10 protein-coding genes, 4 pseudogenes and 1 CRISPR repeat array are annotated in these 16,775 nt (G+C 41.1%); of the genes and pseudogenes, 5 read left to right on the plus strand and 9 right to left on the minus strand.

Going from position 1 to position 16,775, the window contains the following annotated elements:
• Window positions 1-443 precede the first annotated feature (443 nt).
• Window positions 444-722: an LIC_11321 family protein gene (locus tag LEP1GSC062_RS16345; RefSeq protein WP_425268438.1), complete on the minus strand. Its 279-nt coding sequence runs from the start codon at window positions 720-722 to the stop codon at window positions 444-446.
• A 210-nt stretch (window positions 723-932) separates the two neighbouring features.
• Between LEP1GSC062_RS16345 and LEP1GSC062_RS16350 the strand changes: the two genes are divergently transcribed.
• Window positions 933-1,955, plus strand: coding sequence for an LA_0442/LA_0875 N-terminal domain-containing protein (locus LEP1GSC062_RS16350; protein ID WP_020984906.1), 1,023 nt, complete (start codon window positions 933-935; stop codon window positions 1,953-1,955).
• Window positions 1,956-2,395: 440 nt separating this feature from the next.
• Here the strand turns inward: LEP1GSC062_RS16350 and LEP1GSC062_RS16360 are convergent, their stop codons facing one another.
• From LEP1GSC062_RS16360 to LEP1GSC062_RS16385, 5 genes and pseudogenes are all read right to left on the minus strand, one after another.
• A complete protein-coding gene (locus LEP1GSC062_RS16360) occupies window positions 2,396-3,376 on the minus strand; it encodes a cysteine synthase A (protein WP_010578891.1) in 981 nt (326 codons plus the stop codon).
• A 767-nt stretch (window positions 3,377-4,143) separates the two neighbouring features.
• Window positions 4,144-4,432: pseudogene (locus LEP1GSC062_RS24125) on the minus strand (IS982 family transposase); the annotation flags it as partial.
• A gap of 171 nt (window positions 4,433-4,603) precedes the next feature.
• A complete protein-coding gene (locus LEP1GSC062_RS16370) occupies window positions 4,604-5,851 on the minus strand; it encodes a Kelch repeat-containing protein (protein ID WP_010578423.1) in 1,248 nt (415 codons plus the stop codon).
• Window positions 5,852-6,039: 188 nt separating this feature from the next.
• A pseudogene (locus tag LEP1GSC062_RS22245) lies at window positions 6,040-7,378 on the minus strand (IS5 family transposase).
• Between the two features lie 376 nt (window positions 7,379-7,754).
• Entirely contained in the window at window positions 7,755-9,023 is a 1,269-nt protein-coding gene (locus LEP1GSC062_RS16385) for a sensor histidine kinase (RefSeq protein ID WP_010578422.1), read from the minus strand.
• Window positions 9,024-9,325: 302 nt separating this feature from the next.
• Between LEP1GSC062_RS16385 and LEP1GSC062_RS16395 the strand changes: the two are divergent.
• The 4 genes and pseudogenes from LEP1GSC062_RS16395 to LEP1GSC062_RS16410 all read left to right on the plus strand — a co-directional run bounded on the left by LEP1GSC062_RS16395 (window position 9,326) and on the right by LEP1GSC062_RS16410 (window position 13,341).
• Window positions 9,326-11,346 (plus strand): annotated as a pseudogene (locus LEP1GSC062_RS16395) (right-handed parallel beta-helix repeat-containing protein).
• A gap of 39 nt (window positions 11,347-11,385) precedes the next feature.
• A complete protein-coding gene (locus LEP1GSC062_RS16400) occupies window positions 11,386-11,700 on the plus strand; it encodes a PLDc N-terminal domain-containing protein (protein ID WP_010578421.1) in 315 nt (104 codons plus the stop codon).
• A gap of 6 nt (window positions 11,701-11,706) precedes the next feature.
• Window positions 11,707-12,722, plus strand: a pseudogene (locus LEP1GSC062_RS16405) (multicopper oxidase domain-containing protein).
• Between the two features lie 25 nt (window positions 12,723-12,747).
• Window positions 12,748-13,341 (plus strand): SCO family protein, encoded by a 594-nt coding sequence (locus LEP1GSC062_RS16410; RefSeq protein WP_010578420.1) that lies wholly within the window; start codon window positions 12,748-12,750, stop codon window positions 13,339-13,341.
• A 225-nt stretch (window positions 13,342-13,566) separates the two neighbouring features.
• Window positions 13,567-15,001: a CRISPR direct-repeat array (repeat unit 29 nt; unit sequence CGGTTCAACCCCACGTGTGTGGGGAAAAG).
• 163 nt (window positions 15,002-15,164) lie between these two features.
• On the opposite strand, the gene LEP1GSC062_RS16415 is transcribed toward LEP1GSC062_RS16410, so the two are convergent.
• The 3 genes from LEP1GSC062_RS16415 to LEP1GSC062_RS16425 all read right to left on the minus strand — a co-directional run bounded on the left by LEP1GSC062_RS16415 (window position 15,165) and on the right by LEP1GSC062_RS16425 (window position 16,721).
• Window positions 15,165-15,518 (minus strand): DMT family protein, encoded by a 354-nt coding sequence (locus tag LEP1GSC062_RS16415; RefSeq protein WP_020985008.1) that lies wholly within the window; start codon window positions 15,516-15,518, stop codon window positions 15,165-15,167.
• Window positions 15,519-15,879: 361 nt separating this feature from the next.
• A complete protein-coding gene (locus LEP1GSC062_RS16420) occupies window positions 15,880-16,284 on the minus strand; it encodes an Hsp20/alpha crystallin family protein (protein WP_010578416.1) in 405 nt (134 codons plus the stop codon).
• 20 nt (window positions 16,285-16,304) lie between these two features.
• Entirely contained in the window at window positions 16,305-16,721 is a 417-nt protein-coding gene (locus LEP1GSC062_RS16425; RefSeq protein WP_010578415.1) for an Hsp20/alpha crystallin family protein, read from the minus strand.
• Between the last annotated feature and the right edge of the window lie 54 nt (window positions 16,722-16,775).

The raw sequence follows: 16,775 nt of genomic DNA on the forward strand, positions 1-16,775 counted from the left end.
CAACGAAGTTGAGAAAGAAAGCGAAATAGAGTTATTCTCCCCTCCACCCAAAAATCAGGGGAAACTCAGGCACAACGCTTCCTGAACTCAGCAAACACCTTCCTATGGGTCGGTGTTTAGGGCGCGTTGAAGAAACTCAGCAGAACGCTTCCCATGGGGCGCGTTCTGGGACGATCGTTTCACAGAAGATTGTCGTAATTCCGACAGATTTATCTTTAGATTCAAGTACTTGTGGTGCCCTTAGAAAGTGCGACACTTTAGTTTCTTATTCGCCCAAACTTCCTTAGGCCGAACTCATGTTAAGTTAATGTTTTTTGAATATTCAAAAAACATATTTCTCAGGAATCGGCGGTTTAAGCAAAGATAAAGTATTTTTGAGATAGCTTCTAATATCAATCCACTCGTTCAAGCAGTCGAAACACCAAAAAAATCAGAGACTATTCCTATTCCGGAAAGGATTCAAAACAAAGAGTACGCTCTTTCATAAAAGAATGAAATTGTCTATGAGCGACACAATCGTCTTCCGTACTGACAAAGTAGTCGTATCCCCCTCCCGTCATCTTGATTCTACAACATCCTTGAGCAGGCGGCTTGGAGGAAATTTCAGAGTTTCCTTTCAATTCTTTTTCTTTCACTTCCTTCGCAAACGAAGTTCCGCAAAAAAAAATTAAAACTATCAAAAACGACATAGACCTTTTGAATTCAAACCTTCTTTTTTTCATCGCAATCATAACCCGTAAAACCAAAACAATCTCATTTCAAGCTGTTTTTACCCTTTTTTAAGATGAAGTAACGTGCCGCTACCCCCTATGCTTTTTCCCATCACAAGATTTTCGAGCAAATAAAATCGATTGAATTCGGAAATAAATTGCAATTCTCATTTTTTTACTAATACTGAAGCATTAATTTAAATTCTCAGGAACCTTATTCTTATGAAAATTTTTACCCATTCTTTATGGAACTTGACGCAGTCTAAAATTCTTTTTTTATTTTTTATTCTTCTATCACCTAGTTGGATTTTCGCAGAAACGATCCTTTTCAAATCAGGAGAACGGGCCTATGCGACCGTAATTGATCAAGACGCGGAAACGGTAACCATCATTCGGGACGGGAAAAGGGGAAAATTAGGGAAATCTAAAATCCTTAAGATCATCTTCAAGGAAATTAAAGACGAGCAGGAAATCGCCAAAATCATCGAAACAGAAAAAAAGAAACTGAACAAAGAGGGCAAAAAAAGCGATAAGGAAGAACAACTCGATACCATTTATCTCGAACAGATGATTAAAGAGAATAGTTATAAAATTGTTCAGAAACGTCTGTTGTTATTGGAAAAATATCTGGAGGAAAGAGACGGAGATTGGGAAAATTATATTACGGCGAAAAGAAATCCGTGGGAACCCGTTTGGAAATCCGCGATTCTTCCCGGCTGGGGTCATAACGCGATGAAACGAAGCGGATGGGGCACGACGTATTCCACTTTGTTTTTCGTTTCTTTCCTTTCTTACTTCGGGTTGGACGCAGCTGAAAAAGATAGGGCGAAAGCTTACGATAAGAAGATCGAAAAGATCATAGAACAACAATTTACGACTGATCTCCTCCTCGGTTCCAACTCTTCTTCGACTTCCGTTTCCAGTTCGAATTTAAATTTGATCTTTCAATTCAACACCTTCAAAAGCTCTAATTCACTTAACTCGATCCGTTCGGACGAGGGAGATTATAAAAATGCAAAACATACGGCCGCCGCAGTCACAATCGGAATCTATCTCATTCAGCTAACACATGCTTATTTTACCGGAAAAACCTGGGCACAAAACAATCTAATTCAAACTCCTACGGGTGAAACCGTTTCAGAAGGTTTTGGAATCCGAGGAAATCCCATGGTTTCTAAGGAAATTGCAGGCGGAATGAGAAGTATCGATATCGGCGGTCAAATCCTTTATACACTCTCTTACTAGGATCGTTTAGAGAAACTCATACTCGCGCATTTCCTAAGGATCGTTCGGACGGTCTTCGAAAAAAAAACGATTTTGAATTTTATAATTTTCATATATTCAGAAAATATTATTCATTTTTTCCCTCTTCGAAACCAGGCCGTAGCTCCGATCGATCCACTGAGAATGATTCTTTTAAAAAAATGCAGATTTGCAATGATCGACCTCGCTTTGATGGGATTGCAATTTCAATTCTCAACTTGTGAAGTTGGCTATGAACCTTGTATTTCAAAAATAGAATTGCTGAAAAATTAATTCTCCATCCGTTTCTGTTTCATAAAAGCGGTCAATTGAAACAGTTTTGCTAATCGGAACTATAGAATCGTTCAACAACTCTAATGAAAATCTCCAAAAAAAATCAAGATTTACGGATAAAGTTCCTTTGTTTCGAAAGAATTACAAATTCAAAACTTAGGAACGGAATAACCTTTCGACACCAACCATTCCGGATTAAAAATTCGAGACTGGTATCTAGCTCCGGAATCGCATAATACAGTAACAATAGTATGACCGGGTCCGAGTTCTTTGGCGAGTTGTACTGCGGCGGCCACGTTGATTCCAGACGAACCTCCTAAAAAAAGTCCATCCTTATAAAGAAGCTGATAAACAACTTTCAGACACTCCTCATCCGTGATTCGAACCGCATCGTCCATAGGTGCCCCTTTCATGTTTTCGGTAATCCTTCCGTTTCCAATTCCCTCGGTAAAGGAACTACCTTCCGCAAAAACCTCACCCTTCTTTACGAAATTATAAATTCCCGATCCGTACGGATCGGCAACCACGGTTTTGATTTTGGAATTTTTTTCCTTTAAAAATAAGGAAACTCCCGCGTAAGTTCCCCCAGTTCCAAGAGAAGTGATCCACGCATCCAACTTTCCTTCTGTTTGTTTCCAAATCTCTGGGCCTGTGGTTTTATAATGCGCTTCCCGATTGGCAAGATTATCGAATTGATTGGCCCAAACCGCGTTGTCCATTTCTTGGGCGATCCTGCCCGAAACCTTTACGTAGTTATTCGGATCTTTATAAGGAACGGCTGGGACGGTTTTCACTTCTGCACCCAAGGTCCGTAAGAGATCGATTTTTTCCCGAGACTGTGTATCCGGAATGATAATTAATGTTTTATAACCCTTCGAGTTGCAAATATGAGTCAGTCCAATTCCTGTATTTCCTGCGGTTCCCTCTACCACCGTTCCACCGGCCTTCAAAAGCCCTTTTCTTTCGGAGTCTTCCACGATAAAAAGAGCGGCTCGATCCTTAACGGAACCTCCCGGATTTAAGAACTCCGCTTTTCCATAGATGTTACAACCGGTTTCCTCGCTGAAACTACGAAGTAAAATGAGCGGTGTATTTCCTACCGCATCGGAAAAATCTTTTTTAATGTTCATAACATTTACTTCCCATCCTGTAAATTTTATACCATCAAGTTTTAAAGCGTGAAGTTCAAAAAACGGACAGCCCTGCCCTTGCAAACAAAAACCGGATTAGACAAACGAATTGATCGCCACAAGTTCTAAATCAAATAGATTATCACTTATCGTCACTCTGTTCTTTGTAAGTGATAACAAAAACGTTTGCCTTCGAATAAAAATCCGATCTTAAAGTCTGTCCCAAAACTTTAGAACGTGAAAACTCCCTCAGGAATTGAACAAAAATAAAAACTCAGGCGCCTCACTTCTTCTATGTTTCTTGTGTCAAGCCCTTCCGTTATTTTTTTTACATAAGACCATATTGAGCTAATTTTCGATTCAGTAAAATGACAGAGACGGAAGGGCTTAACAAAGTCCGGTGATAAACCAGCACTCCTATCGAACGACCTAAACACCGACCCCATAGGAAGGCATAACCAACCCCACAAGTAATGGGATCTCAAGATCAATTTGTCGGAATTACGACAAAATCCCCCGTGAAACTTAGTTCCCACCCTTATTTTTGGGTGGGGGTGGAGGCGGAAAGACTCGGGAGATTTTTCTTTACCAGAAAATCATACTTTTTGCAAGTAAAAAGCCTCATTCTTGTCGGAACACTTGCATTTTATTGTATGTAAAGTTCTATCCACTAACCCTTTAATCACTAACACGTCGGAACACTTGAAAAATCTGCGTTTTTGATCCTTCTTATTCCAAAATCCTCCTTAACTTGTGGGGTTGGTTATGGCTATGACAGATAACGCGTTAGGCATCAGTTCAACAAAACGATTGTAACTTACAGCTTTTGGAAATTCGGATTTTAAATTCTTTTTTATTTCTATCAGATAATAATTTTTAAATTCTCTATAATGAGAAAGATGAAAATAGACAACAATCGTTGCTACTTCACTCAGGCTTAACTGAAATTTTCGGTTTCTTTTTCGAACCACCGGACAAAAGTATTTTCACGTTCCAGTTTATTTTTTGTTGTGTACAATAATCGTCTATCGCACAAAATATCTCTGTCAGATCCATATTTAACCCTTTTCTTGCTGGAAAATTTTGGTTCAATATGGATCTGGCGTTTTGAGTACAAGATCTTTCTCTGTTTTCCTTCTTACGACCCTGCTCACGTTAGAATAAATACTCAACCTTTCAAAGTGAAATCGAAAGGTTGAGTTACAACAAAGATTCTTTATATTAAACTTATCTTATGGAAAGAATCCCACTAAACGTCGCTCCCCCTCCTGGTAGTGGAAGTACAAGTGGCTCTGTCATTCCAACGAAGAAACCATCGTTTGGTATGTTCGGTAAATGACACCATGTATCTGTGTTTGGATTATAACGAAGTGTAGTTTGTACGAGTCCAGTATTTCTTCCAGTCGCAATCACTACGGAACCGTCTCCTTCTAGATAAGCCCCGTGTTCTGTTCGTGGTCCGGGCATAGATAACATTGTCCAATTATTTGTGTTGGGATTATAAATCTCAATCGTTTGTCTATAGACCCCATTCGAATCCCCTCCCACAACCAATAAACGACCGTCCTGTAGTAGGGTTGCCGTATGTGCGTTTCGAGATTGGTTTAAAGACGGACCGTCCACCCATTGATCGGTCTGAGGATTATAAATTAAAGTAGAGCTGAAACTGGAACTGTCCGTACCTGTGTTACCAAGCCCGCCGACAACCATCACTCGACCATCATTCAAACGAGTTGCTGTATGGTAAATTCTTGCCGGTTGAATCGGTCCCGTTTCGGTCCATTGTCCAGTAGCAGGATTATAAATTTCTGATCTTGTATCTCCTATAAAAAGAGTCCCTCCACTTGCAAGAAGCCTACCATCTGCAAGCACAGTCAATATATGTCCGCCTCGGGGCGTATTCATGGAATTCGCATTTATATGCCGAGTATCGCTAATGAGTTCTCCGGTTACGGGATCAAAAGTCTGTACTCCCGCAGTATCTAGAATTTCCGTAGTGTCCATTTCATACTCACTTAAATCAAATCCTCCTGAAATCAAAACCCTAGTGGGAGAAATTGCCGCAGCGGCCGGTTTATATCTATTCAGATTTAATCGAGGCCCAAAACTCCACGCCGCTCCATTTGCTATTGGAAAAAAATAGCTCAGTATGTCTGTAGTGGATACGACTATACCATTGTCTAACGCGGTAAGAGTTTGAGATGAGGTGGGAAATTCATTTCTGGACCATTCGCGTAAATTCGTTGTACAAGCACTAGTAGCCGATTCTGTAGCTGGAGTTTCCACAGGAGGAAGACTTGGTAGACTATTTTCTGGCTGTCCAGCGGCTGACTGGCCTCCTTTAGAGTTATCCGTAGAAGTTGTTGTAGTTTGTTGATTAAGAAATGGTAATAAGTTATCTTTTCCAGCTTCATGTTTACAATTCAAAATAATTGTAACTAATAAAAATATAATAAATATTTTTCTTTGTATCATAATCATTCCTTAGCAAGTGATACTTTATCTACGGTTGCATATTTCGTTTTATGCCACTTTAGTAATGAAATTGGTGTAATTTTTATAGTCAAGGTAACTTTTTTAAAAGCCCGTTTAAATGTAACATAAGTCAAAGTAGTAAGTCCTAACTCTGATATGTATGTAGTCGTCCCTGAAAAAGTGATCTCCTAATTAAAATGGTTGCACCAAAGAGAAATTTGAAAAAGGCGCACGCGAAAAAGAGCAATTTGATCCAGAAACAAAAAGAAAGCTCGGAATAGCTTTCTGAAATTACAACCGGCAGCGGATAGGATGGCATTGATACGATCTCCTTCTTGACCTTTCAGAAAGTTCCGATCCATCTTGTGACCCTGTTTCAAATGAGAAATGATCGGTTCAATGGCGGCTCTTCTGTTCATCCATTTCCTTTGCCAACGAGACATTTTCTTTCTGCTTTTATTGGAAAGGTGAACTTCCACATCGACCGGATGATGATCGTTTCCTTTGTAACCTTGATCCACATAACACTCCTTAGGTCGAAAGCCGGTTATCTTTTCCATCTGGTTGATGGCATTCTTCAAAGTATGACCGTCATACGGATTACCGTGCAAGGCTTGAACGCCAACAATCCAATTGGATTTACTGGTAGTAACTAAACTTGTCTTACAACCGAATTTCATACTTCTTATGAATTTTACCTTTAGAGATACACTCCACTTCCGGAGCATGAACGCTGTAGATTTTACCTTTACTATTTTTTTCTTGCGTTAGAATCTTCTCGGAAATTTCTAAAAGAGATTGAAGTCGTTTATTAGGATTTTCTACTTTTCGCTCTATGTCGCGTTTTACTCGAGCTAAATACGTTTTTAAACGTTTCGTTTCTTTCTTGGCCCGTTTACTTTGTTTTGCATGTGAATAACGTCCTTGTTTAATGAGTGCTAATTTACTCTTTCGTTTATAACTTTGTCTTAGTTTGATGCCTTCTTTTACGGCTTATTCAACTAACGTGTGTCTGGCTTTATGATACAGCTTCGCATCCGTTGGAAAAGTGATCGCTTTCTCCTGAACCGTCGTATCTACATTCACTCTCGTAAATTCTTGATGCGTTATCTGACCTTCTCGTTGTCCTAACAAGATTGTCTCTTCTAAGAATTTCTCTACACCTTCACTGCCGATTCGTTTTCTCCATTTTACTAAACTCGTCGGATCACAAGGAAAATCGTGTTCGAAATATTCATTCCCGCAGAAATATTGCCAATAGGGATTCTCTAAATATTTTTCTACTACACCTTCATCCGATACGTTATACGCGTATTTCAAGTAATGCAGGCCGACTAACAAGCGAATCGGCAATCCAGGTCGACCCGTTTTCTCTGTGTAGTGCTTCCCAAATTCTTTCTCAAATTTTCCCCAGTCTATCTTCTTCGCTAATTGATACAACGGATGTTTATGATCGAGTATCTGGTCTAATCTATTTCGAAAAAGTTCACTTTGATTCTGGCGTTGCGAGGTTGTTTCTGGTTTCATTTTCACCGGGTTTTGGATGCGCTTCTGCTTCTTTCCGGTGATTTTGTTTTTTATTCTTTCCCTTTGGATAGCGTTTTATTCACGTTATTCGTATTTTTAACCCTTTTTCAGGGACGACTATGTAGTTGGTAAAAATAATTTAAAGATTGGATATTTTAGGATAATCAGTGTTATTTTGCTGGGAAAATAGAGTTTTTAACGTGAGTTCGGCGTAAGAAATCCATGATTCATTTTTTCTATTGAAATTTGAACTTTAAATCTATTCTTAAAATGTGGGAACTACGACAAATCGCGATTTTACGAACGAATTTTAAAAGTAGGGACTCCTACTTTTAGAAAGTTCTTTCTGATTTTCTTATACCGAATTCACGTTAATTTAGAGAAAGAATCTAATTCGAATCAGAAAACCGTTTTCTCTTTCTATTTTCAATTCTCCCCGTAGTTGAAAACAAAGCGCTTCGATGAGACTCATTCCGAGAGAATCCCCGTTTAGAGATTCTTTTATCTCGGATTTGTTGCCGATGCCGTTATCTCCGACCTCTAAGATTAAATATCCCGAATCGGATTTTCGAAACAAGATCGTAATTTTGCCTTCTCGATTTTCTGGAAATGCATGTTTGAAGGAATTGGAAAATACTTCGTTTATGATAAGTCCACAGGGAATCGCCTTTTCGATGGGAAGTAAGATCTCTTCTACATTACAATCGAATTGAATACTTCTGTCGTTCGGACCGTAAGATAGAAAAAGGTGATTCACTAAAGAATTGATATAGTCCTTTGCGTAGATGAATTTGTAAGAATTTTTCAGAAATAAATAATCCTGAACTATTCCCATCGCCTGAATCCGATTCATCGCGGATTCGATCGCTTTTTTAGCCGATTCCGACTTTGTCTTTTGTTGTTCTAAGTTCATCATTCCAAGAATCAACTGGATATTATTTTTCACCCTATGCTGAATTTCTCGAAATAGAGTTTCCTTCTCGTTCAAAGACTTCGTAAGTTCTGCTTCGGTAGCCGTGCGAATTGCGATCTCATTCTGAAGCTTTTTATTCGTCTTCTTTTGGAGAAGAATGAGTTCTTTTTGTTTTTTAATTCCATATCCGAGTTTTTTAAAAATCGTTATCACCAAAAACGTAAAAACTCCGCATAAGAAAGTGAAGTTGGAGCCAATTACAAAAATCTGAAAGGGAGTTACGGACGGTTCGGTCCAGATTTGATAATGAGCGAAAAAAATGCCCGAAAAAACGCAGATCGACACGGCACCCCAACCCCAAAACGCAAAAGTCTGGCTTAAAAGAATTCCACAAAAAGCCGGAACTAAAAATAACCAAAGAATTCCTCCACTTCCTAATCCTATCTTTGTGTAAAGTAAACAGCCTATGGTAAAAACCAAGGACAAGAAAAAATAAGACTTAGGTCTGTAGAATCGATTAGGCAATAATAAAAGAAACCATACGAGAAGAAGTGCAAGAGTATCTAAAATAACCACTTCTCCGAGCTTTTGTTGCCAGGCTAAATACACGCTCGGGATATAGATTAAAAAACCAAAACAGGAAGCGAAAATCAAAAGAACATGAATGATGTTTCTCTTCCAGGCGTTCGGATGTGTGGAATTGGGAGAAGGGAGTTTGAAGAATTCTTTCAAAGGGGAAACAAAGCTCCTAGTTGTTTCATATGATTCTTGAAGATTCGTATCTTTTCGATTGTAAGATAATAAATGTTCCAATTCGGCTTTGGAAAAGTCATTCTCATCTTATTTTTATCTTGAGTTTTTTTAGAATATGCGAGCATATGCTCATTATTTCGAGAAGAAAGGGTTATAGATCGAGAAGATTTATTTTTACCGTACATCTTTCCGGATCGGTCGCAAATATGTAATCCTATTCAGAACAATCCTCCGATCCAGTATACAATAAAATTCCGAAGAACCCGGGGAGTTCATCAAAAATGAAAGAGTCAGGTTTCGAAATCAAAAAAGTTTCCTGTTTGTTTACCTTGCTTCTGTTTGGAATTTCAATAGGGATCTTTATTTCCGCTTGTTCTGGGGAAAAAAAAGATGAGGTCGAAGGTTTCGCTCACGTATTGATGATTGATAACTCCTTTTCTCCGCCGATGCAAAAAATTCCAGTCGGAGGAGTCATTGAGTTTGTTAATTCGGGAAACAACCCGCATAACGCGATCGCTGTGGATAAAAATTGGTCCACGGAAAAATCCTTCGGAAGTATCGTAATGCCTCGTGGTTCCAAGACAAAAGTTACCTTTCTTCAGGAAGGAGTATTTCCTTATTTTTGTTCCTTTCACGCGACTTCCGACGGAAAGAACGGAATGGTCGGAGATGTTGTAGTGGGAAATGTTCCTTACAACCCCGCCGCTAAATCTGGCAAATCCTGGAAGAACGTCGCTCAATTTTCTGGAATCACACGCAAGGTTCCTTCTTCTTATCCTACGATTCAGAATGCCGTAGACGCTGCAAATCCGGGTGATCTCATTTTGATTAGCGAGGGTGTTTATTTGGAAGAAGTGACCGTTACTACGCCTTCCATTACGATTCGCGGTGTGGATCGGAATAAGGTCGTCATTGACGGTCAGTTTCAAAGAGGGAATGGAATTATGGTCGTTGCGGCAGACGGAGTTGTGATCGAGAATATGACCGCGAGAAACGCTACGTTGAACGGTTTTTATTGGACCGGAGTAAAGGGTTTCAGAGGCTCTTACTTAACTGCGCATAATAACGGGGACTACGGAATTTATGCGTTCGACTCTAGGAACGGTGTGATCGAACATTCCTACGCATCCGGTTCTCCCGATTCCGGAATTTATATCGGTCAGTGTTATCCCTGTAAGGCGATTCTTTACGACGTCGTTTCCGAACACAACGGTCTTGGTTATTCCGGGACGAACTCTGGCGGTGAACTTTATCTCATCAGTTCCGTTTGGAAGAATAACATCGTGGGAGTTGCGCCGAACACTCTCGATAGGGAACTTCTTCCTCCCGAAAGAGAGACCACCATCATAGGAAACTTAATCTATAATAACAATAATCCTAAGGCTCCGATTGCGGCTTTAGAATATCCTTCTTTTGGAAACGGCATTTTGATCGCTGGGGGAATTTCGAATATCGTCCGAAAGAACGTAGTAATCAATCATGAGAACAACGGGATTGTAATCCTTCCTAATTTGGACGAAAACTTTTGGATTTCGCATAACAACGTAGTTCGGGATAATATCGTCTACAATTCGGGAAGAGCAGATATCGCTCTTGTCGGACCGATGAGCACAGGAAACTGTTTTTCCGGAAACGAGTACAGAACCGAACTTCCCGCCTTTTTGGAGAAGTGGAACGGTTGCGATTCTTTTCTTAGACTTCCAATGGGCGGAGATCTTTCCATGATGCTCGGTGCTCTTGGATTGATGGTGCAGGCTTCCGACGGAAACTTTCCTTCCGGAAATTATAAGGAACAACCGATTCCAGGTCCTCAAATGAATATGCCTAATGGAAGTGCGGCTCCGGTGAGACCTGCGTTAACCGCTTTTGAAGATTTCAATTTGGATTCGAATAAAATTACTCTTCCGGAAGAAACGGAAAAAATTTTGAAATCGATCCCGAGAAAACCTTCCCCATCGACTGGTGCGATCACTCTGGTAAAACCGAGAAGTTTTTTTTCGTTTTTTATCATTGGCTGGGATTTTTACTTCCGTTTGCGATTTATATCTGTTGGACTTCCATGTCTCTGTTCGATCTTAAGGATCGGATCGATTTGGATCGGAACAAAAAGTTGTCCTGGGTCGCCGCGATCACTCTGATTCCAATTTTGAGTTCCGGGATTTATCTTCTTGGAGGGGGGAGCAAATATCCGAACTGGTTTAAAAGAACCTTGGTTTTGGGAGGATTTATCGTCTTTTTTCTGCTTTTGGTTTACACCGGAATCTCTTTGATGAACGGCGTTGGAACCAAAACAATAAGTTAAGAATTTTAGAATATTAGAAAGTTTTTATAGGAGAAAGATATGGAACAAGCTGTCGTCGGTGGGCCCGGTTTTTTCGCTTTATTATTCAATTTTTACGGGTACTACTTTCCCTTTATCCTCTATACTCTTTTGGCGCCTTTGGCACTTGTGGATCTCGTAAAAAGAGAGGACGTGGATTCCAAGATCGGTTCGATATGGACCGGAGTGATTCTTCTGGTTCCGGTTATAGGAGCTGGAGCGTATCTCGTTGTGGGAGGATCTAAGGTCCCTACTTGGTTGAAAAATACTCTTGTTTACGGAGGAGTGGGGTTTTTGGCGCTGATCATTCTTGTCACATCGGTCGCTAAATTCTAAAAGAAATTGAATCGCAAACAATTTCTCAAATGGATCGGAATCGGAGGGGCCGGTTTAGCGGCTGGAGCCGGGATCAGTTCTATCGGTGAAAAAGATGGAAACGGAGGCTTGCTCTGTAAAGTTCGACCTGGAATCGTAGGGGTCAATCGGGAAACCTCGATTCCGGGAAATCCCGGAAGCAATTCTTACGGGAGCATGTTGCATCCTCCCTTTCAAGTCGATCCGGATTTCTTAAATCGGATGGAGTTAAGAAATTTGGAAGTTTCTTCCGATCCGATTTTAAAACAACATTTAAGTATCGTAGAAATGCCTTTGACGGTTGCGCATAACACAGTCGTCGAGGCTTGGACTTTTAACGGAGTTGTTCCCGGGCCGACTGTTCGAGCCAAACTCGGACAGAAGATGGAGATTACTTTAAGAAACGATTCTGAACATTCTCATTCGATTCATTTTCACGGAAGCCACGATCCTAATGAAGATGGTTGGGAGCCGGTCGTAACCGGCGGGGAAAAACTTATAAACTTACCGCAGGGCCGATCGGATTTCATCCGTATCACTGTCATGTTCCTCCACTTGCAAGTCACATGGCCAAAGGACTTTATGGAGGTTTGATCGTGGATCCTCCCGGGGGGCGTCCGTTTGCTCACGAGTTTATGTTGATTCTTTCCGGGTGGGATCTTAAAGATAAAGGAAGGAATGATATCTTCTGTTGGAACGGGATGGCAGGTTTTTATGATCGATATCCGATCAAGGTCCCAGTTGGACAAAAGGTTCGTCTTTATATCGCGAACATGTGCGAATACGAACCCGTTGCATCTTTTCACTTACACGCTCAAACTTTCGATGTATTTCGAACTGGAACAAGGTTGATTCCGGACGATCATACGGATGTTGTAACTCTCGGGCAAACGGAACGAGTCATCATTGAATTTACACTTCCCAAAAGGGGGAGATATATGTTTCATCCCCATCAGACGGAGATGGCGAGGAATGGAGCCATGGGTTGGATCGTAGCGATATGACATATAACGTGTTTAGGGAAATGTTTTGAAAGAAAGAATTCTGTTTATCTTCGTTTTGACTTTCGGAATCGGGCTCGGTTTTTTCGGTTGGAAAGAATGGAAATCCAAATCGAAAACTATGGAACCGATCTTTATAGAAAAATGGTCTTCTTCTACTTTGAAGAATACGGAAAATTTGGAAATCCTTTTGAGCTCCATTCCGGGAAAGTTGAAACTCGTTTACTTCGGGTTTTCGCATTGTCCTGACATGTGTCCAAGGGCAATTCTAGATATGTCCGCTGCGGTTAAGGAACTGGGCGAGGATGGAAAGAATCTGACGCCCGTATTTATCAGCGTGGATCCGGAGAGGGATTCTCCCGAATTACTTGCAAAATATGTAAAACGGTTTCCGGGTGAAAGATTGATCGCTTTGACTGGAGAAAAAACGAAGCTTGATTTACTCCAGAATGAATTCGGCGTGGTTTCGAAAAAGGTAAGCGTTCCTCAATGGAAAGACGGTTATACCGTGGACCATACCATTTTTCTGTATGTCCTAGATGATCAAAGTAGAATTCTTGCTACCTTTCCCGGAGGGATGGACGGAAAAACTCTTGCGGAAGGGATTCGGAAATTCTTATAAACAAAAGCATATTAGATGTCAGTGGTTAGGGTTTTAAGTCAAAATCTATCCTGTTTTCCATTCAACCCCACGTGTGGGTTTCAAGATGTTAGTTATTAGGAATTAGTGGTTAGGGTTTTAAGTCAAAATCTATCCTGTTTTCCATTCAACCCCACGTGTGGGTTTCAAGATGTTAGTTATTAGGAATTAGTGGTTAGGGTTTTAAGTCAAAATCCATTCTGTTTTCCATTCAACCCCACGTGTGTGGGGAAAAGATCATTACGCAAGCGTCACAAATCCAAGAAAACGGTTCAACCCCACGTGTGTGGGGAAAAGTGGGAAAAGTTTCCCGAAATACAGCTTCTAATCCTGGTTCAACCCCACGTGTGTGGGGAAAAGATTCTCTCAAGCCGTTACTAGCCTCTCCTCAACGGTTCAACCCCACGTGTGTGGGGAAAAGACCTGAGAAAACTCCGGCAGAAAAAGAAATTCCGGTTCAACCCCACGTGTGTGGGGAAAAGAATCTCAACAAGGTCATCCAGGATCGTGTTCGCGGTTCAACCCCACGTGTGTGGGGAAAAGCATCCGATCCTATGGACGGAAACATTCGGTCACGGTTCAACCCCACGTGTGTGGGGAAAAGGGAACATTTTCAACAGATTCTATTCAAGATTTTCGGTTCAACCCCACGTGTGTGGGGAAAAGTAAAGAGCCGAAAAGAAAAATGTCCCAAGGCGCGGTTCAACCCCACGTGTGTGGGGAAAAGTCCCATTGGGTTCGTTTGATCACTCGTAAAATCTTCTTTCGGTTCAACCCCACGTGTGTGGGGAAAAGTCGATTCTATTTCATTCATCCAGTTATTCTCCGGTTCAACCCCACGTGTGTGGGGAAAAGTCTAAAACTGCGCTGAAATTAGTTTTGCGGGCGGTTCAACCCCACGTGTGTGGGGAAAAGATCTCTTTTTTTACTTCGAGCCTGTGGCAACCGGTTCAACCCCACGTGTGTGGGGAAAAGCGGATTTTCGCAGTAAATTCCTAAAAAAGAAGGTTCAACCCCACGTGTGTGGGGAAAAGTGCACGGCGACTGGACTTGGCCAAGCGCTTGTCGGTTCAACCCCACGTGTGTGGGGAAAAGTGGCCATTTGAAAGCATTGATTCAAAAATTTTCGGTTCAACCCCACGTGTGTGGGGAAAAGGAGAAGTGGCTGAGTGGTCTAAAGCAGCGGTCTGGTTCAACCCCACGTGTGTGGGGAAAAGGTCGGTTCTATTCGTTGTAGTAATAGACGTGATGGTTCAACCCCACGTGTGTGGGGAAAAGTTTGCCGTTCTAAAGAAGATTGTGGACAATGTCTGGTTCAACCCCACGTGTGTGGGGAAAAGCGGTAACGGAAGCAAGAATTATGAAAACCCTTTGGTTCAACCCCACGTGTGTGGGGAAAAGCGTTTTAGGATTAGCGGTAAATGAGAGAGCTTGGTTCAACCCCACGTGTGTGGGGAAAAGGGAAAGATCCGGATAGACAACAACCTTTGCAAGGTTCAACCCCACGTGTGTGGGGAAAAGTTTGTTTCATCTTTTGAAGGGTTGGGAGTAGGGGTTCAACCCCACGTGTGTGGGGAAAAGGAATAAAAAACCCAAATGCAATCATGATTCTGCGGTTCAACCCCACGTGTGTGGGGAAAAGGCTAAAGATTAGTTTAGTAGTTTCTGTAATTTCGACAAGATAAAATTGCCCAATTGGTTGTATTTTGCAGAACTTGCCGATGATATCGGCGGACTGAATTCCGAGATCAAGCCTTTTTCAATTTGACATACTTTGAAAGAAAACCAATTAGTGAATCGCTGAATTATATTTCTGCGGGAGTTTTATCGTAGAACGCAAACCCAACCGCCGCTAAAATTAAAAAGAAACTCACCACATGATTCCATCTGATCTTTTCCTTTAAAATCAAGGAAGCAAATAAGATGAAAATGGAGATAGTGATGATCTCTTGTAGGATTTTAAGTTGAAAGGCGCTGTAACCTTCCTCTCCGTAGCCGATTCGATTGGCGGGAACCATCAAGACATATTCGAAAAGTGCGATTCCCCAGCTGAGTAAAATTGTTAAAGGAAGATTCCATCCGTGAAAAAACTTCAAATGACCATACCAAGCGAAGGTCATAAATAGATTGGAGCAAACGAGAAGAAAGAAGGTTTTCATAAAAGAATAAAAATTTACGGAGCTATGGATAGGCAATTCGGATTTGAGAAAAGAGCCCCGAAAGACTCGGGGTTTTTAAATGCGGGCTCTAGACTCCGGGTAGTGTAACTTGTTACGACAAAAGGAGAAATTCTAAGCCGGTTGTGTTTTTTTGTAAAATTCGAAAAAGTAAGATTTCGCCGGTTGAACTTACAGAAAAATCCGGCTCTGGTACGTTTGAATTAAATTATAAAATTAAGGACCAAACGGATAAAAAAGACCCCGGAGAATTCCGAGGTTTGAAGTGGGTTTTAGACTTCGGGTAGTATAACAGAAACGTTAGAGGGCCTCGATGAAAGGCCCTCTTCGGCAAGGTGCTAAATTACTCGGAACGTACCTCTATCTTTTTCGTGAGAGGTTTTCTTTTAGGGAGAGTCAGGTTTAGGACTCCATTTTTATAAACCGCCGAGATGTGATCTTCTTCTATGGATTCGGCGAGAGTGAAGGTTCTTTTGTACTCTCCCGTACGAAATTCCGAATATCTGAGTTCTCCGGAAATATCTTTTTCGGAAGTTTTACCGGAGATGGTCAGTTGATCCTTTTCCAACTGTACTTGAACGTCTTTTTCTTCCACACCCGGAAGGTCTGCGAATAGATAGATGTTTTCTTCGTCGGAGTAGACGTCCACTCTCGGAGTGAGAATTCTCATTCTTTCTTTTTTCGTTTCCTGAGAAGCATAGTTTTCGGGAACGGTACGGCTTTCTTGATTTAGAACTGCGTTTGTCATAGTGATTCTCCTAAAAAAGATTACTTGGTTTGAATTTGGATTTTACGCGGTTTCACGCTTTCCCGAACGGGAAGTGTGAGGATCAAAACTCCGTTTTTAAATTCTGCAACGGTTTTTTCCGAATCTACTTCCGTGGGAAGCTCCAGTGTTCTATGGAATTTTCCATGGAATCTTTCTGCACGATTTACTCCTTGAGTGGATTTTGGAGCGTTTGTCGGTGTTTCCCCATTTAAATGCAGTTGATTTCCACTTATGGTAATTTCCAAATTCTCCGGTTCGACTCCTGGTATGAGTGCGGTAATCGTCACCGCATCGACTCCTTTGTGGATATTCAAAGCTGGATAGGCGCTTCCGCCGTGGAGTAAAAACGGGTCCCAAAGGCTGGAAAACTGATTCTGTAGTTTATGAAGATCTTCAAAGATTCTAAATTCATTCATGATTCTGGTACCTCTTTTGGCAATCTGAATATTAGAGTGCTAAAATGTTAAAAA

Origin of the sequence: Leptospira alexanderi serovar Manhao 3 str. L 60, assembly GCF_000243815.2 — a bacterium.
In the GTDB taxonomy this organism is placed as follows: Bacteria; Spirochaetota; Leptospiria; order Leptospirales; family Leptospiraceae; genus Leptospira; species Leptospira alexanderi.

Excerpts from the sequence above, each read along its gene's own strand:
- LEP1GSC062_RS16420 (WP_010578416.1), bottom strand. The coding sequence starts at position 16,284 with ATGACAAACGCAGTTCTAAATCAAGAAAGCCGTACCGTTCCCGAAAAC.
- LEP1GSC062_RS16345 (WP_425268438.1), bottom strand. The coding sequence starts at position 722 with ATGAAAAAAAGAAGGTTTGAATTCAAAAGGTCTATGTCGTTTTTGATA.
- LEP1GSC062_RS16400 (WP_010578421.1), top strand. The coding sequence starts at position 11,386 with ATGGAACAAGCTGTCGTCGGTGGGCCCGGTTTTTTCGCTTTATTATTC.
- LEP1GSC062_RS16425 (WP_010578415.1), bottom strand. The coding sequence starts at position 16,721 with ATGAATGAATTTAGAATCTTTGAAGATCTTCATAAACTACAGAATCAG.
- LEP1GSC062_RS16370 (WP_010578423.1), bottom strand. The coding sequence starts at position 5,851 with ATGATACAAAGAAAAATATTTATTATATTTTTATTAGTTACAATTATT.
- LEP1GSC062_RS16360 (WP_010578891.1), bottom strand. The coding sequence starts at position 3,376 with ATGAACATTAAAAAAGATTTTTCCGATGCGGTAGGAAATACACCGCTC.
- LEP1GSC062_RS16350 (WP_020984906.1), top strand. The coding sequence starts at position 933 with ATGAAAATTTTTACCCATTCTTTATGGAACTTGACGCAGTCTAAAATT.
- LEP1GSC062_RS16415 (WP_020985008.1), bottom strand. The coding sequence starts at position 15,518 with ATGAAAACCTTCTTTCTTCTCGTTTGCTCCAATCTATTTATGACCTTC.